General features: G+C 70.2%; 16 protein-coding genes and 1 pseudogene. 11 read left to right on the top strand and 6 right to left on the bottom strand.

The annotated features are described in order from the left end of the window. Positions 1 to 3: 3 nt before the first annotated feature. The gene (locus tag ACGFW5_RS22010) at positions 4 to 639 is read right to left on the bottom strand and encodes a sensor domain-containing protein (RefSeq protein ID WP_393835972.1); all 636 of its coding nucleotides are present in this window, start codon (positions 637 to 639) and stop codon (positions 4 to 6) included. Positions 640 to 1,264: 625 nt separating this feature from the next. On the opposite strand from ACGFW5_RS22010, the gene ACGFW5_RS22005 reads away from it, so the two are divergent. From ACGFW5_RS22005 to ACGFW5_RS21980, 6 genes and pseudogenes are all read left to right on the top strand, one after another. Continuing rightward, complete coding sequence (locus tag ACGFW5_RS22005; RefSeq protein WP_393835971.1) at positions 1,265 to 2,437, top strand: NAD(P)/FAD-dependent oxidoreductase; 1,173 nt, start codon at positions 1,265 to 1,267, stop codon at positions 2,435 to 2,437. Between the two features lie 46 nt (positions 2,438 to 2,483). Next, positions 2,484 to 4,952 carry a nitrite reductase large subunit NirB gene (gene nirB, locus ACGFW5_RS22000; protein WP_393836067.1) on the top strand — a complete coding sequence of 823 codons (2,469 nt, stop codon included), beginning with the start codon at positions 2,484 to 2,486 and terminating at the stop codon, positions 4,950 to 4,952. Then, entirely contained in the window at positions 4,949 to 5,281 is a 333-nt protein-coding gene (gene nirD / locus ACGFW5_RS21995) for a nitrite reductase small subunit NirD (RefSeq protein WP_393835970.1), read from the top strand. The genes nirB and nirD overlap by 4 nt, the downstream gene beginning before the upstream one ends. A 15-nt stretch (positions 5,282 to 5,296) precedes the next feature. After that, on the top strand, positions 5,297 to 5,881 hold the full coding sequence (locus ACGFW5_RS21990; protein ID WP_393835969.1) for a TetR/AcrR family transcriptional regulator: 585 nt from the start codon (positions 5,297 to 5,299) through the stop codon (positions 5,879 to 5,881). Positions 5,882 to 6,034: 153 nt separating this feature from the next. Then, positions 6,035 to 6,799 (top strand): SDR family NAD(P)-dependent oxidoreductase, encoded by a 765-nt coding sequence (locus ACGFW5_RS21985; RefSeq protein ID WP_393835968.1) that lies wholly within the window; start codon positions 6,035 to 6,037, stop codon positions 6,797 to 6,799. Between the two features lie 55 nt (positions 6,800 to 6,854). Further along, positions 6,855 to 7,047, top strand: a pseudogene (locus tag ACGFW5_RS21980) (short-chain dehydrogenase); the annotation flags it as partial. 141 nt (positions 7,048 to 7,188) lie between these two features. On the opposite strand, the gene ACGFW5_RS21975 reads toward ACGFW5_RS21980, so the two are convergent. Then, positions 7,189 to 7,593, bottom strand: a complete 405-nt coding sequence (locus tag ACGFW5_RS21975) for a VOC family protein (protein WP_393835967.1) — start codon at positions 7,591 to 7,593, stop codon at positions 7,189 to 7,191. Between the two features lie 316 nt (positions 7,594 to 7,909). On the opposite strand from ACGFW5_RS21975, the gene ACGFW5_RS21970 reads away from it, so the two are divergent. From ACGFW5_RS21970 to ACGFW5_RS21960, 3 genes are all read left to right on the top strand, one after another. Then, complete coding sequence (locus ACGFW5_RS21970) at positions 7,910 to 9,163, top strand: ABC transporter substrate-binding protein (protein ID WP_393835966.1); 1,254 nt, start codon at positions 7,910 to 7,912, stop codon at positions 9,161 to 9,163. Positions 9,164 to 9,258: 95 nt separating this feature from the next. After that, positions 9,259 to 10,278 carry a carbohydrate ABC transporter permease gene (locus ACGFW5_RS21965; RefSeq protein ID WP_393835965.1) on the top strand — a complete coding sequence of 340 codons (1,020 nt, stop codon included), beginning with the start codon at positions 9,259 to 9,261 and terminating at the stop codon, positions 10,276 to 10,278. Then, a complete protein-coding gene (locus ACGFW5_RS21960; RefSeq protein ID WP_393835964.1) occupies positions 10,275 to 11,141 on the top strand; it encodes a carbohydrate ABC transporter permease in 867 nt (288 codons plus the stop codon). Before ACGFW5_RS21965 ends, ACGFW5_RS21960 begins: the two co-directional genes overlap by 4 nt. Here ACGFW5_RS21960 and ACGFW5_RS21955 read toward each other — a convergent pair. The 3 genes from ACGFW5_RS21955 to dusB all read right to left on the bottom strand — a co-directional run bounded on the left by ACGFW5_RS21955 (position 11,099) and on the right by dusB (position 17,122). Next, positions 11,099 to 12,130: an ArsR/SmtB family transcription factor gene (locus ACGFW5_RS21955; protein ID WP_393835963.1), complete on the bottom strand. Its 1,032-nt coding sequence runs from the start codon at positions 12,128 to 12,130 to the stop codon at positions 11,099 to 11,101. The two genes, ACGFW5_RS21960 and ACGFW5_RS21955, sit on opposite strands and share 43 nt — an antisense overlap. 620 nt (positions 12,131 to 12,750) lie before the next feature. Further along, the gene (gene ppdK, locus ACGFW5_RS21950; protein ID WP_393835962.1) at positions 12,751 to 15,474 is read right to left on the bottom strand and encodes a pyruvate, phosphate dikinase; all 2,724 of its coding nucleotides are present in this window, start codon (positions 15,472 to 15,474) and stop codon (positions 12,751 to 12,753) included. A 502-nt stretch (positions 15,475 to 15,976) separates the two neighbouring features. Further along, entirely contained in the window at positions 15,977 to 17,122 is a 1,146-nt protein-coding gene (gene dusB, locus ACGFW5_RS21945) for a tRNA dihydrouridine synthase DusB (protein ID WP_393835961.1), read from the bottom strand. Positions 17,123 to 17,288: 166 nt separating this feature from the next. Here dusB and ACGFW5_RS21940 point away from each other — a divergent pair, with 166 nt between their 5' ends. Further along, positions 17,289 to 18,749, top strand: a complete 1,461-nt coding sequence (locus ACGFW5_RS21940; RefSeq protein WP_393835960.1) for an MFS transporter — start codon at positions 17,289 to 17,291, stop codon at positions 18,747 to 18,749. Positions 18,750 to 18,777: 28 nt separating this feature from the next. On the opposite strand, the gene ACGFW5_RS21935 is transcribed toward ACGFW5_RS21940, so the two are convergent. Then, positions 18,778 to 19,653 carry a helix-turn-helix domain-containing protein gene (locus ACGFW5_RS21935; protein WP_393835959.1) on the bottom strand — a complete coding sequence of 292 codons (876 nt, stop codon included), beginning with the start codon at positions 19,651 to 19,653 and terminating at the stop codon, positions 18,778 to 18,780. 207 nt (positions 19,654 to 19,860) lie between these two features. Between ACGFW5_RS21935 and ACGFW5_RS21930 the strand changes: the two genes are divergently transcribed. Next, entirely contained in the window at positions 19,861 to 21,237 is a 1,377-nt protein-coding gene (locus ACGFW5_RS21930) for an MFS transporter (protein WP_393835958.1), read from the top strand. Positions 21,238 to 21,378 lie beyond the last annotated feature (141 nt).

Here is a 21,378-nt window from a genome sequence, read left to right as displayed (position 1 = left end):
CGGTCAGAGCTGGTGGATCACGGGTATGGACAGGAGCGCGCAGACCAGGGCCAGCGACAGGGCGATCCCGACGGACTTCAGGAGCCCGGTGCGATCCGCGCCGAGGAAGCCCCTGACCAGGCGGGCCTGGATCAGCGTGAAGCCTCGGATCACCCAGGGCGTGACGAGCAGGAACGGCACCCCGCCGCCGATGCCGTGCACCGCCCACGCGCCGGCCATCGTGGGGCCGCCCCACGCCTGGCTCGGGTCGCCACCCGGGCGCAGCGGGTAGCCCAGGTTCATGACGACGACCGTCCAGAAGTAGCCGGAGACGGTGAGCGCTATCAGGTTGAGCGGCACGCTGACGATGGCATGGGCCAGGGCGAGCAACCCGGTGCGAACGGTGCGGCCGGGGGCGGCCACCTCCACGCCGAGCAGTCTGCGGGCGAGCCCGCGCTGGATCCGGCCGGCCGGACCACCGACGAGGGCTATGGGGAGGCACAGGATGCCGACCGGCAGGGCGAGCAGCAGATGGGCGAATCGCAGCCATGTCCCGGCCCGGAACGGTTCCCGCAGGACACCCCTCCAGTCGGGGCCGCGCGCCTCGCGGTGCCGGACGTGCTGGTCCGGCCCCGGCGCGTCGGCAGCCGTGCCGGCCATGCCTACAGCGGGCCGGTCGGCACCCGAGCCCGGGGCGGCCAGACTCAGGGCAGGGCGGCCGGCGCCCGAGCCCAGGGCCGGCGCGCCCACAGCAGAGCGGATCGTGCCTGGCCGCGGGCCGGCCACGCCCGTGACCGGGAGGGCCGTGCCCGTGACCGGGAGGGCCGAGCCCGTGACCGGGAGGGCCGAGCCCGTGACCGGGAGGGCCGAGCCCTTCGGGCGGGCCGCTCCCTTCGGACGGGCCGGTGTGGGTGCGGAATGCCGCTGCGCGAGGTCCATGCGTCAAGGCTCCCGCCCCCGGCCAGCTCTTTCGATCGTGCCAGTACGGATCTTCATGGTTCGGTTTACCCCACCCCCCGGCCCCTCCCCGAGTCCCCCAGTCGCCCGGCGGCCCCTCCCCCGGGTGTCCCGGTCACCCTGCGGCCCTCCCCGGATGCCCGGTCGCCCGGCGGCCCTCCCCGGGTGCCCGGTCACCCGGCGGCCCTCCCCCGGTGCCCGGTCACCCGGCGGCCCTCCCCCGGCACCCCACCCCTCACATCCCGCCCGCCGCCCCGCTGAGCTCAAGGTTCCCGCGTGGTAATCGCGGGGATGCGGCCGGGAAACAGCCGCCGCGCACGCTGGGCACATGAGTACGGACATCGTGGTGATCGGCGGCGGCACAGCGGGTGCCCGCCTGGCCCGGCATGTCCCGGTGACCGTCATCGGCGAGGAGGCCCACGCTCCGTACAACCGGGTGCTCCTCGCGGAGGTGCTGGCCGGGCGGTACGGGCCCGAGGTGATCAAGCTGCCCCCCGTGCCGGTGCGGCGGGGCGTGCGCGCGGTGCGGATCGACCGCGCGGCGCGTGCGGTGCACTGCGACGACGGCACCGTCGTCCCGTACGGGCGCCTCGTCCTCGCGACCGGCTCGAACCCGGTGCTGCCGCCGCTGCGGGGCCTGCGCGAGGGCCGGCTGCCCGATGGCGTCCACCCCTTCCGCACCCTGGACGACGCGCTCGCCCTGCGCGAACGGGCCCGTAAGGGCGCCAGAGCCGTGGTGATCGGCGGTGGCCTGCTCGGGGTGATGGCGGCGCGGGCGCTCGCGGAGTGCGGGGCGCAGGTCGTCCTCGCCCAGCAGGGCGAGCGTCTGATGGAGCGTCAGCTTGACGCGGGGGCCTCCGCGCTGGTCCGCACCCATCTCGAACTCCTCGGCGTGGAGGTGCACACCGAGTGCCGGGTGCGCGGACTCACGGGGGCGTCCGGTACCGACGTCGAGCTCGCCGACGGCTTCGTGCTCGGCGCCGAACTCGTCGTACTGGCCACCGGGGTCCGTCCCCGGACCGGCCTCGCGCTGGCCGCCGGGCTCGACGTCCGCCAGGGCGTCGTCGTCGACGACGAGCTGCGCACGTCCGACCCCTTCATCCACGCCGTCGGCGACTGCGCCGAACATCGCGGCACGGTGTACGGGCTCGCGGGCCCCGCGCTCGAACAGGCCGACACGCTCGGCGCGTTGCTCGCGACCGGGCGGGGCTCGTACCCGGGGACCCGCGGCCTGACCCGGCTCACCCTGGGCGGCCCGCGCCCCCTGGACCTGGCCGCGTTCGGCGAGCCCACGCCCCGCCCCGGCGACGACGTGGCGCATCTCGCGGACGCGACCCGGGGCGCCTACCGCAAGGTCGTCGTGCGAGGCGACCGCCTGGTCGGGGGCGTACTCGTCGGCGATCTCGGCGCGGTCGGGGCGCTCGCCCGGACCTGGGAGGGCGACGAGCCCGTACCCGACGCGCCCCTGCTCCACCTGCTCACCCACGACGGAGGTTCCTGACGTGCCCACCGAACACCTTCCCACCCTCGTGGTCATCGGCCACGGCATGGTCGGCCAGCGTTTCCTGGAGGCGTTCGCCGAGCGCGGCGCGGCCGGGCGGACCCGGGTGGTCGTGCTGTGCGAGGAGCCCCGCCCCGCCTACGACCGCGTCCACCTCACCTCGTACTTCGAGGGAAAGACACCCGACGAACTCAGTCTGGTGCCCGACGGTTTCCTGCGCGAGCACGGCATGGAGCTGTACGTGGACGACCCCGCCGAGTCGGTCGACCGGGCGGCGCGCACCGTGACCGCCCGCTCGGGGCGCACCTTCGCATACGACACGCTGGTCCTGGCGACCGGCTCGTACCCCTTCGTGCCGCCCGTCCCCGGCAAGGACACCCCCGGCTGCTTCGTCTACCGCACCATCGAGGACCTGCTCGCCATCGAGGCGTACGCGAAGACCGCGACGACCGGCGCGGTGGTGGGCGGCGGCCTGCTCGGCCTTGAGGCAGCCGGCGCGCTGCGCGGGCTCGGCCTCGACACCCACATCGTGGAGTTCGCACCCCGGCTGATGCCGGTACAGGTCGACGAGGGCGGCGGCGCGGCCCTCCTGCGCACCATCGAGAACATGGGCCTCACCGTCCACACGGGTGTCGGCACCCAGGAGATCACCGCCGGTGATGAGGGACGTGTCAACGGGATGACACTTTCCGACAGCTCACATCTGTCGACCGACCTGGTGGTCTTCTCCGCCGGCGTCCGCCCCCGTGACCAGCTGGCCCGCGACTGCGGCCTCGCGGTCGGCGAGCGCGGCGGCATCGTCGTCGACGAGCAGTGCCGCACCAGCGACCCGGCGGTCTTCGCCATCGGCGAGTGCGCGCTGGCGTCGGACGGCCGCGTGTACGGCCTGGTCGCACCCGGCTACGACATGGCGGAGACGGCCGCCGACACCATCGCCGCCACCGCAGAACGCACCTTCACCGGCGCCGATCTGTCCACGAAGCTCAAGCTGCTTGGCGTCGACGTGGCGTCGTTCGGCGACGCGCACGGCGCAGCCGGCGACTGCCTCGACGTCGTCTACTCGGACTCCCGCTCCGGCGTCTACAAGAAGCTCGTCGTGTCGTCCGACGGCGTGCTGCTCGGCGGCGTCCTGGTCGGCGACGCCGACGCGTACGGCATGCTGCGCCCGCTCACCGGGCACGTGCCGCCGGTCCCCCCCGAACAGCTGGTCCTGCCCGCCGGGCTCGGCACGCCGGCCGCACTCGGCCCCGAGTCACTGCCGGACGACGCCGTCATCTGCTCCTGCCACAACGTCACCAAGGGCGCCATCACCGCCTGCTCCTCGCTGCCCGAAGTCAAGAAGTGCACCAAGGCCGGTACGGGCTGCGGCAGTTGCGTCAAGACGATCGGGATGCTGCTGCCGAAGTCGGGCGACGACGGCCTCTGCGCCTGTTTCGCGCAGACTCGCCAGGAACTGTACGAGATCGCGCTCGCGCTGCGCCTGACGACCTTCACCGAACTCCTCGACGGGCACGGACGCAGCCAGGCGCGGGGCGGCGAGGGCTGCGAGATCTGCAAGCCGACGATCGCCTCGATCCTGGCCGCCCTGGGCAACGGACACATCCTCGACGGCGAACAGGCCGCGCTCCAGGACACCAACGACCACTTCCTCGCCAACTTGCAGCGCAACGGCTCCTACTCGATCGTGCCGCGCATCCCCGGCGGCGAGATCACCCCCGACAAGCTCATCGTGATCGGCGAGGTGGCACGGGACTTCGGCCTCTACACCAAGATCACGGGCGGCCAGCGCATCGACCTCTTCGGCGCCCGCGTCGACCAACTCCCCTCGATCTGGACCAGGTTGGTGGACGCCGGCTTCGAGTCCGGACACGCGTACGGGAAGTCGTTGCGTACGGTCAAGTCGTGCGTGGGCCAGACCTGGTGCCGTTACGGTGTGCAGGACTCGGTGCGGATGGCGATCGACCTGGAGCTGCGCTACCGGGGGCTTCGCTCGCCGCACAAGCTGAAGTCGGCGGTCTCCGGTTGCGCACGTGAGTGCGCCGAAGCCCAGTCGAAGGACTTCGGGGTCATCGCCACGGCCAACGGCTGGAACCTGTACGTCGGCGGCAACGGCGGCGCGAGCCCACGCCACGCCGATCTGCTCGCCCAGGACCTGACGGATGACGAACTTGTCCGTCTGATCGACAGATTCCTGATGTTCTACATCCGCACCGCCGACCGCCTGGAACGCACCTCGGTCTGGCTGGAGCGGATCGAGGGCGGCCTCGACCACATCAGGGACGTGGTCGTGAACGACTCGCTCGGCATCTGCACCGAACTGGAGTCCCTGATGGCCGCGCACGTGGCGGGCTACCGCGACGAGTGGGCCGAAACCCTCGACGACCCCGAACGGCTCGCCCGTTTCGTGTCCTTCGTGAACGCGCCCGGCGCACCCGACCCCTCGGTCCGCTTCGTTGCCGAACGCGACCAGATCAAGCCGGAACTGCCCCTCCTCACCCTGGGAGCCACCCGATGACGATGGTCCACCTCAAGCTCGAAGACGGCTTGCTCGCGGTCTGCGAAGCCGCCCGCCTCACGCCGGGACGCGGCGTCGCCGCCCTTCTGCCCGACGGCCGCCAGGCCGCCGTCTTCACCGACCGGCGCGGACGGACGTACGCGATCGACAACCGCGACCCGTTCACCGGCGCCTATGTGCTCTCGCGCGGACTGCTCGGCTCGACACCCGAGGGCCGCCCCTATGTCGCCTCGCCGCTCCTCAAGCACCGCTTCGACCTGGAGACCGGCACCTGCCTCGACGACGAAGGACAGGCGGTCCAGACTTACTTGACCGAGCATTCCAATTAGATCTACTGTCTGGTCGTGGCCAGGACCAAGGAATTCGACCCGGACGCCGCGCTGCACTCAGCCCTTGAGCTGTTCTGGCGGCGCGGCTACGAGGCGACGTCGATGGCGGACCTCGTCGAGCACCTGGGCATCGGGCGCGCCAGCATCTACGCGACGTTCGGCAACAAGCACGAGCTGTATCTGAAGGCCCTCGACCGGTACGCCGAGCACCGTGACCCCGAGCTGCTTGCCGAGCTCTCGGGGCCCGGCCCCGCACTGCCGGCGGTCCGCGGCGTGGTGCGGCGGTTCGCCGTCGAGTCGACGGCCGACGCGACCCGCCTGCCGGGTTGTTTCGTCACCAACACCGCGGCCGAACTCGCTCCGCACGACAGCGCCGCGGCCCGCCGGGTCGAGCTCAGCTGGGAGCACATCGAGACCCTGCTGCACTCCGCGCTCGCGCGGGCCCAGGCCCAGGGCGAGCTGGCCGGGGACCGCGACGCGCGCGGGCTTGCCCGCGTGCTGCTCGTCTTCCTCCAGGGGGTACGCGTCGTCGGCAAGGCGTCGGGCGAGCCGGGGCGCGTACGGGATGCGGCCGAACAGATTCTGACCTTGCTCAACTGACCTTGCTCAACTGACCTTGCTCAACTGACTTTGCTCAACTGATCTCGCGCACCCGACCCTCCCCCTTTCGCGGACCGGCGCCGACGCGCACACCCCCGCACACTCACGCCCGCACTCCCTCACGTCCTCAAAACAGAACGATTGGTCCAGAATATGTCTGCTCGTTTCGCGCACAGGACCGTCCTCGTCACCGGAGCAGGTTCCGGGCTCGGCAGGGCCGTCGCGCTCGCCTTCGCCGCCGAGGGGGCCAAGGTCGCCGTCGCCGGGCGGACCGCCGCGACCCTCGACGAGACGGTCACCCTGATCGCAGAGGCGGGTGGCACGGCGGCAGCGTTCACCGCCGACGTGTCCGACTCCTTCGCCATACGCACAGTGGTGGCCGACGTGGTCGACCGGTTCGGCTCCCTCGACGTGGCGGTCAACAACGCCGGAGTTTTCCGCGGTGGCGCCCCGGTCGTCGAGATGTCGGAGAGTGACTGGCAGACTCTGATATCCGTCAACCTCACCGGCGTCTTCCACGCACTCCAGGCCGAGATCGCCCACATGCGCACCCAGGAGTCGGGCGGCGCCATCGTCAACATCGCCTCCAACCTGGGCGCCCACAGCCGCCGCCCCGGCCTGGCCGCCTACGCCGCGTCCAAGGCCGCGGTCAGCGCGCTGACCAGGGGCGCGGCCCTGGACCATATCCAGGACGGGGTGCGGATCAATGCGGTGAGCCCCGGTCCCGTCGACACCAGCATGTCGCTGCTGCCCGGCGAGAGCGACGCCGAGCGGGCGGTCCGCATGAAGCAGGCCCAGCCTCTCGGCCGGGTCTCGACCACCGCCGAGGCCGCGGCGGCCGTGCTGTATCTGGCCTCCGACGACGCCGCCTCGGTCGTCGGCACCGATCTCGTCATCGACGGTGGCGCCTCCGCCTGACGCGTACGCGCGCTCGTACTGCCGCGCGAGCCAAACCGACCAGTACGGTGGCCGCGTGACTCGTGGCTGGGGCGCTCAGGACATCCCCGACCAGAGCGGCCGCACCACCGTCGTCACGGGGACGAACAGCGGGGTCGGTCTCGTCACGGCGCGGGAGCCGGCCCGCCGTGGCGCAGGCGCGCGGGCGGGAGGCCGAGGAGCGCGTTCGGCGTGAAGTCCCGGGCGCGCGGGCCGAGTTCCGGCGACTCAGTCGGCGCCCTGGACGCTGAACGATGCCGCCGGTGAACGCCTGTGGGCGGCGTCCGAGCAGCTGACCGGCGTGACGTACGGGGCGCCGTGAGCAACGTGACGTACGGGCGCGGTGAGCGGGCGGGGTGTTCGGGGCGGGCTCAGGAGGCGACCGCGGCGGGGTCCATGTACATGACCTCCCAGTGGTGCCCGTCGGGGTCGAGGAAGGAGCGGCCGTACATCGGGCCCTGCTCCATGGTGTCGTTGGCGGGCGAGCCGCCGCAGGTCAGCGCAGTGTCGACGAGGCGGTCGACCTCTTCGCGGCTGTCGGCGCTGAGGCAGACGATCGACTCGGCGGTGGTGGCGGTGTCGGCGATCTGCCGCTTCGTGAAGCCCTTGAAGAACGGTTCGGTCAGCAGCATCGCGAAGATCGTGTCGCTGATGACCAGACAGCCGGCGTTCTCGTCGGTGAACTGGGGGTTGAAGGTGTAGCCCAGTTTGCCGAAGAAGTCCTTGGAACGGTCCAGGTCCCGCACCGGCAGGTTGACGAAGATCATGGTGGGCATGTCGTGCTCCCTCGTGGGTGGTGGCGCTGCTGTCGAGGGGTAGACACGGGCCCGCGCGAAAACTCATCGCGGCGCCGCGACCGAATTCCCCGCGGCACGCCACAGCCACGCCGGTGCGCGATCCGGGGTCACGACGGTGCGCGTACAGCCACGATGGGTGGCTGTACGGTCACCGTATGTCCGTTCCGTGGTGTCGGCCGACCGCTCGCGTCGGCCGCCTTCAGGCCGACACACCAGCGCAACAGCTCTGTCGTAATCGGCCCGCATGGTTGATCGTTGAGCCGTACAGCGGGATGACGAATTGGGGGCACACACCATGACGATCAGCCGCAGGACATTGCTCGGCACGGGGGCCGCGCTCGGCCTGCTCACCGCGTGCGGCTCCAACACCGGGCGTGACAAGGGGAGTTCGGCGGGCGGGAAGGTCACGCTCGACCACTGGTACCACCAGTACGGGGAGGCCGGGACCGAGGCGGCCGTGCGCCGGTACGCGGCAGCGTACGACAAGGCGAAGGTCACCGTGCAGTGGCGGCCGGGCGCCTATGACCAGCAGACCGCCGCCGCGCTGCTGACGTCGTCGGGTCCGGACGTCTTCGAGGTCAACGGGCCTACTCTGGACCAGATCCAGGGGGGCCTTGTCGCGGATCTGACCGGGCTGCTCGACGGGGTGAGGGACGACTTCAATCCGGCGGTGCTGGCGCCCAAGACGTACGACGGGAAGATCTGGGGCATCCCCCAGACCGTCGACACGCAGTTCCTCTACTACCGCAAGAGTCTCCTCAAGGACGCGGGGGTGCGGCCGCCGTCCACGTTGGACGAACTGGTCGACGCGGCAAAGGCGTTGACGAGGAACAAGGTCAAGGGGCTCTTCCTCGGCAACGACGGCGGTGCGGGTGTGCTCGGTGGTACGCCGTTGTACGCGGCGGGACTGAGTCTGGTGACCGCCGATGGCAGGGTGGGTTTCGACGATCCGGCCGCGGCCCGCGCGCTCGGCAAGCTGCGCCGGCTGTACGCGGACAAGTCGCTGCTGCTGGGCGCGCCGAGCGACTGGTCGGACCCTTCCGCGTTCGTCCAGGGGCTCACCGCGATGCAGTGGTCGGGGCTGTGGGCGCTGCCTGCGGTGCGGGAGGCGTTCGGGGACGACTTCGGGGTGCTTCCCTTTCCCAAGGACGGGCCGGGCGGGAAGCCTTCGGTGCCGGTGGGGGCGTATGCGGCCGCGGTGTCGACGCGCTCGAAGCACCAGGCCGAGGCGAAGGCGTATGTGAAGTGGCTGTGGGTTGAACGCGCCGATTTCCAGGAGGACTTCGCGCTGTCGTACGGTTTCCACATCCCGGCGCGGCTCTCGCTCGCCAAGAAGGCGGCCAAGCTGCGGCAGGGCGCGGCGGCGGATGTGGTGGCGTTCGTGACGGAGAGCGGCTACGCGCAGCCGCTGCTGTGGACGCCGACGATGCAGAGCGCGTACCAGGACGCGTTGAACCGGATCATCAAGGATGGGGCCGACCCTGACAGTGAGTTGAAGTCTGTCATCCGTAAGACCAATGACGAACTTCAGCGGGTGAAGAAGCGCTGACCGCCATGCGACGACCCACGATGCGGCGGATCCCCCTCAGGCGCCGCGCGCTCCCGCGCCCCGCGCTCCCACGTCCCACGGTCTCGCGCCCCGCGATGCGCCGGCCGACGGGCGAGCAGCCGACGGGCGCGCGGTCGACGGCCGAGCAACGGGCAGGCGAGCGACCCGCGGCCGGGCGGCCATCGACTGCTCTGCAACCACGCCGACGGCGGCGTGTTGCGCACGACACCCTCTGGTTCTGGATCTTCGTCGGTCCCTTCGCGGCCGGTCTGGCCGTCTTCACCTACGTTCCGCTCGTGTGGAGCGTCTACTTGAGTTTCTTCGACGCCCACAACACGGTGTCGCCGACGGACTTCGTGGGGTTCGACAACTACGCGGCGATGCTGCGCGACGGTGCGTTCACGTCCAGTCTGGGCACGTTCGCGGTGTTCTCGTTGTTCATCGTTCCCGCGACCTACGTTCTCGCGCTGGCCCTGGCGCTGATGGTGCACCGGACCCGTCGCTTCCAGGCGTTCTTCCGTTCGGTGTTCTTTCTGCCCGCCGCCTGTTCGTATGTCGTCGCCTCGCTGATCTGGAAGCTGTCGATCTTCAACGGGGTGCGGTTCGGTCTGGCGAACACGGTGCTGGGCTGGTTCGGCGCCGATCAGACGGCCTGGCTCTCGACGACGCATCCGCCCTGGTACTGGCTGGTGATCGTGACCGTACGGCTGTGGCTGCAGGCCGGGTTCTACATGATCCTCTTCCTGGCGGGGCTCCAGCGGATCAGTCCCCGGCTGTACGAGGCGGCCGCGGTCGACGGTGCCCGGCCGGGCTGGCAGGTGTTCCGGCACATCACCTTTCCCCAGCTGCGCACCACGTCGGTCGCGGTGGTCCTGCTGCTGGTGATCAACGCCTTCCAGGCGTTCGACGAGTTCTACAACCTGCTCTCCGATGCCCGCGGCTATCCGCCCTATGCCCGTCCGCCGCTGGTGTACCTCTACTACACCGCGCTCGGCCAGGGGCAGAACCTGGGCATGGGCAGCGCGGGCGCGGTGATCCTCGCTCTGGTCATCGCGGTGGTCACGGTGTTCCAGGCCCGGTGGTTCGGCCTGGGCAGGAAGGAGGCGGACGCATGAGGGCGCCGGACCGGAGGGCGACGGGGCCCGAGGACTCCCTGGTGCGGGCGGGCCGTGCGCTGCGTACGGTGCTCCTGGTGGCGCTCGCGCTGCTCTTCCTCGTCCCCTTCTATCTGCTGGTCCGCAACGGGCTGGCCGCCGAGGCGGACATCACCTCGCCCGGCTGGACGTTCTTCCCTTCCACCCTGCGCTGGTCGAACGTGCGGGAGCTGTTCGACGATCCGGCGGTCCCGATGGCCCGCTCGCTGCTCAACTCGGCGCTGATCGCGGTGGCGACGACGCTGGGCACCCTGCTGTTCGCCTCGCTCGCCGGGTACGGTCTGGCGCGCATCCCGTACCGGTTCGCCAACCAGGTCTTCTACGCGGTGATCGGCACGCTGATGGTTCCCGCGGCGGTCACGTTCGTGCCAAGTTTTGTTCTGGTTTCGTCGCTCGGCTGGGTGTCGAGCTTGCGGGGTCTGATCGTCCCCACTCTGTTCTCGGGGTTCGCGTGCTTCGTCTTCCGTCAGTTCTTCACGGGATTTCCACGTGAGTTGGAGGATGCTGCGCGCGTAGACGGTCTTGGATATTGGCGCACGTACTGGAGGATCGTCGTGCCCAATGCGCGTCCGGTGTTCGCGGCCGTCGGCACCATTGTGTTCATCGGTGCCTGGAATTCCTTTCTGTGGCCGCTGGTCATCGGCCAGGACCGGGACGCGTGGACGGTGCAGGTGGCGCTGTCGACCTTCACGACCGCTCAAGTGGTCCATCTGCACGAGCTGTTCGTGGCGGCGGCCGTCTCCATCGTGCCGTTGGTCCTGGTCTTCCTGCTGCTCCAGCGCTACATCGTGGCGGGGGTGGAGCGCTCGGGGATCGACGACTGAAGCCGGCGGGGCGCCGGTGGGGCCCCGCCGAACAGGAGCGCGGAGCCGAGCGGGGTGAGGGTGTGCAGGACGGAGTTGCCGTGCCGCAGGGTGACCAGGAGGCCGGCGTCGCGCAGCACTGCGGCGTGCTGGCTCGCCGAGGCCAGCGACACGCTTGCCCTGCGGGCGAGTTCGCTGGTGGTGCAGCCGTTGCCTATGGCGTGCAGGACGCTGGAGCGGGTGTGCCCGACGAGCCGGCCGAGCGAGGTGCCGCGAGCGGGGCCGGGCGGGGATTCGTACGGCGCCTGGGTGTGCGTGACGGGGTAGACGAGTACGGGTGGCAGCTTCGGGTTCTGGAGTGCGACCGGGGTGCGGCGGCAGAAGAACGAGGGCTGGAGGAGCAGTCCGCGTCCGTTCAGGTGGAGGTCGCGGTGCACGGGATAGTCGGCTTCGAGGACGGGGGCGCGCCAGCGCAGCATCGGCGGGAGGGAGGCGAGGAGTTCGCCGGCTCCGCCGTCGAGCAGGGCGCGGCCGCGGGCGGCGCGGTCGGCGTCGACGCGGGTCTGTATGTGGGCCCAGTACGGGGAGACGGCTGCGTGGTGGTAGGCGGCCAGCGCGTCGGCGAGGCGGCCGAGTTGGCCGGGGCATCCGTCGGCGAGGGAGGCTGCCCAGCCGGTGGTGGGGCGGCCGCCGGGGAGCCGGGAGAGTTCGTCGTTCAGGCGTTCGGGTGTGGTTTCTCTCATGCGTTCGAGGCCGGCGTCGAGGGAATGCGGGCCCTGGGGTGGCGTGAGAAAGTCGGGGAAATAGCCCCGGCAGGGAACGACTGCGGAGAGCAATCGCGTTTCTCCGCTCAATCGTCCGCGAGTTTCCTGTCGCCATTCGCCGAATACGGAGGCGCCCCGCCGGTCCCTTAAGCGGTGAAAGCTGAGAATCGTTTCCCACAGCGTGTCGGGACCCGGCGCCATACGGAGCCGGGCCAGATCCTCGCCGGTGAAATGAATGCGCAGCACCGAAACCCCACCTGTCCACTGTGTTGCAACCTGTTGCGTCATGTTGCATCCGCAATTGATCCCCCGATCGACTCGACTGAGTATGCCTCCCGTCACTGCACGTGACCACGGGCCTTTCAGCCACAGTTGAAAGGCCTCGCGCAAGGGGCACCGGGGACGAAAAGCTGTACCTCGTCGGGCACGACACCGAGCCAACCGGAAAGATTCTGCGAAGACCGTGGGGGGCTTCACAGGCTCTGGCGGCGGTGGGCGTAGGTGGCGGCTCCGTGCTCGGCGTGGTTGACAGAGTGCGGTTCACGGGTGGGGATCCGTGAACCGCACTCTGCATTTCCGGCCACCACCCCGTTAAATGTCCGCCATTCAACCGGAATTAAGCGCTCGCACACGTGGGCGGCGTAGGGGGTGGACGCCCGCGGCAAACGCTTACCGCCGTGCGGGCGCCGTTCGGGCAAACACCTACCGCTCGCGAACCCCGTGCGGCAAACGTTTACCGCGGCCCCGCGCGGGCGGCACGGCAAAAGGGGCAGCACCCCCGCACAGGGTTGCTGCCCCTTCTTGTTGGCCGGAGCCGCCGCCGGATCGGTGGTGAGGGTCGGGGACCCGGCGGCGGCTCCGGGGTCTCAGCGCGAGTCGCTGCCCTTCGATTCGGCAGCCGCGCGGCCGGCCTCCAGGCGGGCGACGGGGATGCGGAACGGCGAGCAGGACACGTAGTCCAGGCCCACCTCGTGGAAGAAGTGCACCGACTCGGGGTCGCCGCCGTGCTCGCCGCAGACGCCCAGCTTGAGGTCGGGGCGGGTGGCGCGGCCGGCTTCGACGGCGGAGCGTACGAGCGAGCCGACGCCGTCCTTGTCGATGGTCTCGAACGGGGAGACTCCGAAGATGCCCTTTTCCAGGTAGGCGGTGAAGAAGCTGGCCTCGACGTCGTCGCGGGAGAAGCCCCACACGGTCTGGGTCAGGTCGTTGGTGCCGAAGCTGAAGAACTGGGCGGCTTCGGCGATCTGGCCGGCCGTCAGGGCGGCGCGGGGCAGTTCGATCATCGTGCCGATGGTCAGCTTGAGTTGGGTGCCGGTGGCGGCCTCGACCTCGGCGATGACGTGGTCGGCCTCCTCGCGGACGATCTCCAGCTCCTGGACGGTGCCGACGAGCGGGATCATGATCTCGGCGCGGGGGTCGCCCTTGGCGTTCTTGCGTTCGGCGGCCGCCTCGGCGATCGCCCGTACCTGCATGGCGAACAGGCCGGGGATGACGAGGCCGAGGCGTACACCGCGCAGGCCCAGCATGGGGTTCTGCTCGTGCAGCTTGTGGACGGCCTGGAGCAGGCGCAGGTCGTTCTCGTTGGCGTCCTTGCGGGATTCGGCGAGGGCGACGCGTACCGACAGCTCGGTGATGTCGGGCAGGAACTCGTGCAGCGGCGGGTCGAGGAGGCGGACGGTGACGGGGAGTCCGTCCATGGCCTCGAACAGCTCGACGAAGTCCTTCTTCTGGAGCGGCAGCAGGGCACTGAGTGCCGTCTCGCGCTCGTCGTCGGTGTCGGCGAGGATGAGGCGCTCGACCATCTCGCGGCGCTCGCCGAGGAACATGTGCTCGGTGCGGCACAGGCCGATGCCCTGGGCGCCGAAGCGGCGGGCGCGCAGGGCGTCCTCGGCGTTGTCGGCGTTGGCCCGTACGCGCAGGCGGCGTACGCGGTCGGCGTAGGCCATGACGCGGTGCACGGCGGCGACGAGTTCGTCGGCGTCGTCGGCGCCGGCGTGCATGCGGCCCTCGAAATACTCGACGACCGGGGAGGGCACGACGGGCACCTCACCGAGGTAGACCTTGCCGGTGGAGCCGTCGATGGAGACGACGTCGCCCTCTTCGATGACGGTGCCGGCCTGCGTCGTCATGCGGCGGCGCTTGGTGTCGACCTCCAGCTCCTCGGCTCCGCAGACACAGGTCTTGCCCATGCCGCGGGCGACGACGGCGGCGTGCGAGGTCTTGCCGCCGCGCGAGGTCAGGATGCCCTCGGAGGCGATCATGCCGTCCAGGTCGTCGGGGTTGGTCTCGCGGCGGATCAGGATGACCTTCTCGCCCGAGCGGGACCACTTGACGGCGGTGTAGGAGTCGAAGACGGCCTTGCCGACGGCGGCGCCGGGCGAGGCGGCGATGCCGCGGCCGATGAGGTCGCTCTTGGCGGACTCGTCGAAGCGGGGGAACATCAGCTGGGCGAGCTGGGCGCCGTTGACGCGCTGGAGCGCCTCGGCCTCGTCGATGAGGCCCTGGTCGACGAGCTGGGTGGCGATGCGGAAGGCGGCGCCCGCGGTGCGCTTGCCGACGCGGGTCTGGAGCATCCACAGCTGGCCGCGCTCGATGGTGAACTCGATGTCGCAGAGATCCTTGTAGTGGGTCTCCAGGGTCTCCATGATCCCCATGAGCTGGTCGTACGACTTCTTGTCGATGCCTTCGAGGTCGGCCAGCGCCACGGTGTTGCGGATGCCCGCGACGACGTCCTCGCCCTGGGCGTTCTGGAGGTAGTCGCCGTACACGCCCTGGTGGCCGGAGGCGGGGTCGCGGGTGAAGGCGACGCCGGTGCCGGAGTCGGGGCCGAGGTTGCCGAAGACCATGGAGCAGATGTTGACGGCGGTGCCGAGGTCGCCGGGGATGCGCTCCTGGCGGCGGTAGAGCTTGGCGCGGTCGGTGTTCCACGACTCGAAGACCGAGCAGATCGCGAGGTCCATCTGTTCGCGCGGGTCCTGCGGGAAGTCGCGTCCGGCCTCGGCCTTGACGATCTTCTTGAACTGCTTGACCAGCTTCTTCAGGTCGCTCGCGTCGAGGTCGGTGTCGACGCTGACCTTCTTGGCGGCCTTGGCGTCCTCAAGGGCCTCCTCGAAGAGCTCGCCGTCGACGCCGAGGACGGTCTTGCCGAACATCTGGATCAGGCGGCGGTAGGAGTCCCAGGCGAAGCGCTCGTCGCCGGACTGCTGGGCGAGGCCGGTGACCGACTTGTCGGAGAGCCCGATGTTGAGGACGGTGTCCATCATGCCGGGCATCGAGAATTTGGCGCCGGAGCGTACGGAGACGAGCAGCGGGTCGTCGGCCTGGCCGAGGTTCTTGCCCATTGCCTTCTGGAGGGCTTCGAGGTGCGCGGTGACCTCGTCGCGCAGTTCGGCGGGCTCTTCGCCGCTGTCGAGGTAGACCTTGCAGGCCTCGGTGGTGATCGTGAACCCGGGCGGGACGGGGAGACCGAGGTTGGTCATCTCGGCGAGGTTCGCGCCCTTCCCGCCGAGAAGGTCCTTGAGGTCCCTGTTCCCCTCGGTGAAGTCGTAGACGAACTTCTGGGTGTGCTGGAGGTCTTTGTCTTCCGACACGGGTCTCGACTCCTCGAATCCGCGGTGGCTGCCCTGACGGCGAGGAACATACCCAGATCGAAGGTGTCTGGGTACGTCCACTTGCGCGTCACTGGGTCGTAACCACTCGTCCGCCACCAGATCGAAAGTGACTGGCGCGTAACGATCGCCCACCCCTTTCCTTCATCACTTGAAGAGAAGGGGCGCCAAAGTCGAGTTGAACCGCTCTTATGAGCAGCCGTGCATGCAAGTGAGTTCACTACTTGAACATCGACGGGGTGGCACTCAATGCCACCCCTTCCAGAGATGCAGCCACCTGTAAAACGCTCATCTGAGCGCAAGCCCTATCAGGGGTGGCGAGAATCACGCGCTCGATCGAGCGGGATTCCATCCCTCGGACCGCCCCCGGGACCGCCCGTGGGATCAATCCGTGCCGATCCGCACCGATCCGTGCCGATGCGCATCGATCGGCGCTGGTCCGCACCGATCCGCGCTGATCCGCGCAGGTCCGGACCGGCGCGGATCAGCCGCCGGAGGTGTCCAGCTCGGCTTCCATGGTGATGCCGGAGCAGTCATAGGGGTCCTTCAGCCAGCCGTCGGGCAGGACGACCCGGTTGTTTCCGGACGTTCTGCCGCGCGGGCCGTCGGCGCCGTCCGGCCACGACTGGTCGAGGTCCAGCTCGCTCAACTGAGCGGCCAGTTCCTCCAGGGAGGAGGTGATGGCGAGGGACTTGCGCATCTCGGAGCCGACCGCGAAGCCCTTCAGGTACCAGGCGACGTGCTTGCGGAAGTCGATCACACCGCGCGTCTCGTCGCCGATCCATTCGCCGAGCAGTGTCGCGTGCCGCAGCATCACCTCGGAGACGGTGCGCAGGGTGGGGCGCGCGAAGGAGTCGGTGCCCTCGAAGGCGGCCACTAGGTCGCCGAAGAGCCAGGGCCGCCCCAGGCATCCCCGGCCGACCACGACGCCGTCGCAGCCGGTCTCCTTGACCATGCGCAGGGCGTCCTCGGCGGACCAGATGTCGCCGTTGCCGAGCACCGGGATCTCCGGGACGTGCTCCTTGAGGCGGGCGATGGCGTCCCAGTCGGCGGTGCCGCCGTAGTGCTGGGCGGCGGTGCGGCCGTGCAGGGCGATCGCGGTGATGCCCTCCTCGACGGCGATGCGGCCGGCGTCCAGGTAGGTGATGTGGTCGTCGTCGATGCCCTTGCGCATCTTCATGGTGACCGGCAGGTCCCCGGCGCCCGCGACGGCCTCGTGCAGGATCGCGCGCAGCAGCGGCCGCTTGTAGGGCAGGGCGGAGCCGCCGCCCTTGCGGGTCACCTTGGGCACCGGGCAGCCGAAGTTGAGGTCGATGTGATCGGCGAGGTTTTCGTCGGCGATCATGCGGACGGCTTTGCCGACGGTGACCGGGTCCACTCCGTACAGCTGGATCGAGCGCGGGGTCTCGCTCGCGTCGAAGTGGATGAGGTGCATGGTCTTCTCGTTGCGCTCGACCAGCGCCCGCGTGGTGATCATCTCGCTGACGAACAGGCCCTTGCCGCCGGAGAACTCACGGCACAGGGTGCGGAACGGGGCGTTGGTGATGCCGGCCATGGGTGCGAGCACCACGGGCGGTTGCACGGTGTGCGGGCCGATGGAGAGCGTGGTCATCTGTTCATTGTCGCGCATGTCGCGCGTGCCCCTCGGGGGCTGTGGACAACCCGGGGCCGCGTGCCCCTCGGGGCCTGTGGACAACCGGGGCTCCGGGCGGCGCAGACGGGTGGTGTCCCTACCGGGGCCGCCGCCACCGGGATCACGCACCCCTCAGTCATTAGTTAGGCGTACTATCGAAGCCATGTCCGAGCCGACCCACCGCCGACGGATGCTCATCCTGGCGATCTGCTGCCTGAGCCTGCTGATCGTCAGCCTGGACAACACCGTCCTCAACGTTGCCCTGCCCTCCCTGCAAAGGGACTTCCACGCCTCGGTGTCCGGGTTGCAGTGGACGATCGACGCCTACACCCTCGTTCTCGCCTCGCTCCTGATGCTGTCGGGTTCCACCGCCGACCGCATCGGCCGCCGCAAGGTCTTCCAGACGGGCCTGGTCCTGTTCACCATCGGCTCGGTGCTGTGCTCGGTCGCGCCCAACCTCACCTCGCTGGTGATCTTCCGGATGGTGCAGGCGGTCGGCGGCTCGATGCTCAACCCCGTCGCGATGTCGATCATCACCAACACCTTCACCGACCCGCGCGAACGCGCCCGCGCGATCGGCGTCTGGGGCGGCGTCGTCGGCATCTCGATGGCCGCGGGCCCGATCGTCGGTGGCGCCCTGGTCGAGTCGGTCGGCTGGCGCTCGATCTTCTGGCTCAATCTGCCCGTCGGTCTGCTCGCGCTCTTCATGACCTGGCGCTACGTCCCCGAGTCGCGCGCACCCAAGCCGCGCCGCCCCGATCCGGTCGGGCAGCTCCTGGTCGTCGCGCTGCTCGGCTCGCTGACGTACGCGATCATCGAGGTGCCGAGCGCCGGGTGGGACTCGCCGAAGATCCTCACCTTCGCCACGCTCGCCGTCGGCTCGCTCGCCGGGCTCCTGGTGTACGAGCCCCGGCGCGCCGAACCCCTCATCGACCTGCGCTTCTTCCGCAGCGCTCCGTTCAGCGGCGCCACCGTCATAGCGGTGTCGGCCTTCTCCGCGCTCGGCGGGTTCCTCTTCCTCAACACGCTCTACCTGCAAAACGCCCGCGGTCTGAGCGCCTTGAACGCCGGGCTGTACATGCTGCCCATGGCCGCGCTCACCTTCGTCTGCGCGCCCCTGTCGGGCCGCTTGGTGGGCAGCCGCGGCCCGCGTCTTTCGCTGCTGATCGCCGGCCTGGCGATGGCGGCGAGCGGGCTGCTCTTCGCCCTCTTCGACGCCGAGCGGACCACGGCGCTGCTGTTCACCGGATATGTCCTGTTCGGTCTCGGCTTCGGCATGGTGAACGCCCCCATCACCAACACCGCGGTCTCCGGGATGCCCCGCTCCCAGGCGGGCGTGGCCGCGGCGGTCGCCTCCACCAGCCGTCAGATCGGGCAGACGCTGGGCGTGGCAGTCATCGGCGCGGTGCTCGCGGGCGGCATGGCGGGCGTCTCGGCGGGCGCGTACGCCGACACGTTCCCCGCCGCCGCACGGCCCGCCTGGTGGATCATCGCGGGCTGCGGTGTGAGCGTGCTGGTCCTGGGGCTCGCGACCAGCGGGCGCTGGGCGCGGGAGTCGGCGCGCAGGACCGCGCGGCGCCTGGAGTCCCCTGCGGCTCAGACTCCGGCGGACGCCAACGCCTGACCGGCTTCGGCCAGCTCCTGAAGCCGGCTCAGACTCCGGCAGACGCCAACGCCTGACCGGCTTCGGCCAGCTCCTGAAGCCGCTCAAGGCGGCGGCGGCTGTCCTCGTCGCAGGGCACGTACATCACCAGACGCGGGCCGGCCGACGGCCCCAGCCACAAGTTGGTGTGCTCCACGGACAGCAGGCCGACCTCGGCGTTGCGCAAGTACTTGGTCTTTCCGCCCTGGTTGACCACCTCGTGGCGCGCCCACAGCTCGCGGAACTCCGCCGACGCCCCTTCGAGCCGGCTCAGCAGCGCCTTCCAGGCCGGCTCGGCCAGGTGCTCGGCCATCGAGGCGCGGAACTTGGCCGCCATCAGCCGGTTCATGTCGGCCAGATCGACGACGGAGGCCCGCCAGTCGGGGTTGGTGAAGGCCAGCCACAGGCAGTTGCGGTCCTCGGGAGGCAGCGCGTCGAGATCGCAGAGCAGCCGCCCGTACGTGGTGTTGTACGCGAGGATGTCGTACCGGCTGTTCTGGACGCAGGCCGGGATCGGGCCCAGCTGGTCGAGCATCGCGCGCAGCGCCGGGGTCACCCGCGGGCACGGCGCGTTGGGGGTCGGGTCGAGGGCGCCGGCCAGCGCGAAGAGGTGACTGCGCTCGCTGGGGTCGAGCAGCAGGGCACGCGCCAGCGCGTCCAGGACCTGCGGCGAGACCTGGATGTCGCGGGCCTGCTCAAGCCACGTGTACCAGGTGACACCGACGGCGGAGAGCTGGGCGACCTCCTCGCGACGCAGCCCCGGGGTCCGCCTGCGGCGCCCGGGGGGCAGGCCGACCTGCTCGGGCGTGATGCGCTCGCGACGGCTGCGCAGGAATTCCGCCAGCTCATGACGGCGGACATCGCTCGCCGGGGCCACAGTGCTCATGATCTCAGGGTGCCGCACCGGCCGACCGTTGTCAGCGGGTTGCCGGGTAGTGCTTGTACCAGGATAACGAGACTCTGGTACCAGGCTCAGGAAAGGAGGATCGTCCTCATCGTGAGCGAAACAACGGTACGGACGACCTCCCGCCCTCCCACGACCCCTGCTTCCCCTTCTCCCGCTTCCTCTGTCCCCGTCACCCACCACGGGGCAGTGATCGGGCCGCTCGGGCTGTTCACGGTGCTGCTCGGCGCGGCCCTGCCCCTGATCGACTTCTTCATCGTCAATGTCGCCCTGCCGTCGATGGACAGCGACCTCGCGGCGGGACCCGCGATGCTGGAACTCGTCGTCGCCGGATACGGCGTCGCCTACGCGGTCCTGCTCGTGCTCGGCGGACGGCTCGGTGACATGGCGGGCCGGCGCAGGCTCTTCCTGGCCGGCATGGCCGCCTTCGGCCTCACCTCGCTCGCCTGCGGTCTCGCGCCCACCGCCTGGACCCTGGTCGCTGCGCGGGTGGCGCAGGGCGCCGCGGCCGCGCTGATGATGCCGCAGGTCCTGGCCACCATCCAGGCGACCACGCAGGGCCCGCGCCGGGCCAAGGCGATGAGCCTGTACGGCGCCACAGCCGGGCTTTCCATGGTCGCCGGCCAGATACTCGGCGGCGTGCTGGTCGCGGCGGACGTCGCCGGGTCCGGCTGGCGCTCGGTGTTCCTGGTGAACGTGCCGGTCGCCGTCGTCGGTCTGTTCCTCGCGGTGCGTACGGTGCCGGAGACCCGCTCGGAGCGGCCGGCCACCATCGACGTGGCGGGCACCTTGCTGCTCGCGCTCTCGTTGCTGTCGCTGCTTGTCCCGCTGACCGAGGGGCGGGCCGCGGGCTGGCCGCTGTGGACGTGGGTCTCGCTCGGTGTCTTCCCGTTCGCGGCCACCGCGTTCTTCATGGTGGAGCGGCGCGCGGACCGGCTGGGGCGGACGCCGCTCGTACCGCCGAGCCTGCTGGAGACGGACTCGCTGCGGCGCGGTCTCGTGATGGTCGTGCCGTTCTCGATCGGCTTCAGCGGCTTCATGTTCGTGGTCGCGGTGGTGCTTCAGCAGGGGCTGCGGATGGGCCCGGTCGCGGCCGGTCTCGCACTGGTGCCGATGGCGCTCGCCTTCTTCGCCGCGTCGCTCGCCGGACCCCGCCTGATCGGCCGGTTCGGTACGCGTGTGGTGAGCGCGGGCGGCGTGATCCAGGCGGTGGGCATCGCGCTGCTCACGCTGACCGTGTGGCACGGCTGGTCGGGCCTGACCGTCGCCGAACTCGCCCCAGGCGTCGCGGTCGCCGGCCTCGGCCAGGGCCTGCAACTCCCGGTCCTCATCCGGCTGATGCTCTCCGACATCCCGGCCGACCGGGCCGGCGTGGGCGGCGGTGTGGTGGTCACGACCCAGCAGTCCGCGCTCGCCCTCGGCGTCGCCACCCTGGGCAGCCTCTTCCTCGCCCTGGCCCCTTCGCTGGGCATGCGTGACGCACTCGTCATCACCCTGCTCGTCCAGCTCGCGCTGGTCGTCGTGACGGCACTCCTGAGCCTGCGGCTGCCGCGTGTCATGCGGTGAGCGGATGAGCGGTGAAACCGGTGACACGAAGGGCCCGGACCGATACCGGCGGTTTCTAGGGGTCGTTGCAACACGTGGTCGTGTTGATCAGGCCGCGAGCAGTTTATGCAGGCGCTCGGCTGGGGTTTCCCAGCCGAGCGT

Source organism: Streptomyces sp. NPDC048416, from assembly GCF_043200435.1.
Lineage (GTDB): Bacteria > Actinomycetota > Actinomycetes > Streptomycetales > Streptomycetaceae > Streptomyces.
This window is presented reverse-complemented; position numbering and strand designations above follow the sequence as displayed.

Excerpts from the sequence above, each read along its gene's own strand:
- ACGFW5_RS22010 (WP_393835972.1), bottom strand. The coding sequence starts at position 639 with ATGGCCGGCACGGCTGCCGACGCGCCGGGGCCGGACCAGCACGTCCGG.
- ACGFW5_RS22005 (WP_393835971.1), top strand. The coding sequence starts at position 1,265 with ATGAGTACGGACATCGTGGTGATCGGCGGCGGCACAGCGGGTGCCCGC.
- nirB (WP_393836067.1), top strand. The coding sequence starts at position 2,484 with ATGGTCGGCCAGCGTTTCCTGGAGGCGTTCGCCGAGCGCGGCGCGGCC.
- nirD (WP_393835970.1), top strand. The coding sequence starts at position 4,949 with ATGACGATGGTCCACCTCAAGCTCGAAGACGGCTTGCTCGCGGTCTGC.
- ACGFW5_RS21985 (WP_393835968.1), top strand. The coding sequence starts at position 6,035 with ATGTCTGCTCGTTTCGCGCACAGGACCGTCCTCGTCACCGGAGCAGGT.
- ACGFW5_RS21975 (WP_393835967.1), bottom strand. The coding sequence starts at position 7,593 with ATGCCCACCATGATCTTCGTCAACCTGCCGGTGCGGGACCTGGACCGT.
- ACGFW5_RS21970 (WP_393835966.1), top strand. The coding sequence starts at position 7,910 with ATGACGATCAGCCGCAGGACATTGCTCGGCACGGGGGCCGCGCTCGGC.
- ACGFW5_RS21965 (WP_393835965.1), top strand. The coding sequence starts at position 9,259 with ATGCGCCGGCCGACGGGCGAGCAGCCGACGGGCGCGCGGTCGACGGCC.
- ACGFW5_RS21960 (WP_393835964.1), top strand. The coding sequence starts at position 10,275 with ATGAGGGCGCCGGACCGGAGGGCGACGGGGCCCGAGGACTCCCTGGTG.
- dusB (WP_393835961.1), bottom strand. The coding sequence starts at position 17,122 with ATGCGCGACAATGAACAGATGACCACGCTCTCCATCGGCCCGCACACC.
- ACGFW5_RS21940 (WP_393835960.1), top strand. The coding sequence starts at position 17,289 with ATGTCCGAGCCGACCCACCGCCGACGGATGCTCATCCTGGCGATCTGC.
- ACGFW5_RS21935 (WP_393835959.1), bottom strand. The coding sequence starts at position 19,653 with ATGAGCACTGTGGCCCCGGCGAGCGATGTCCGCCGTCATGAGCTGGCG.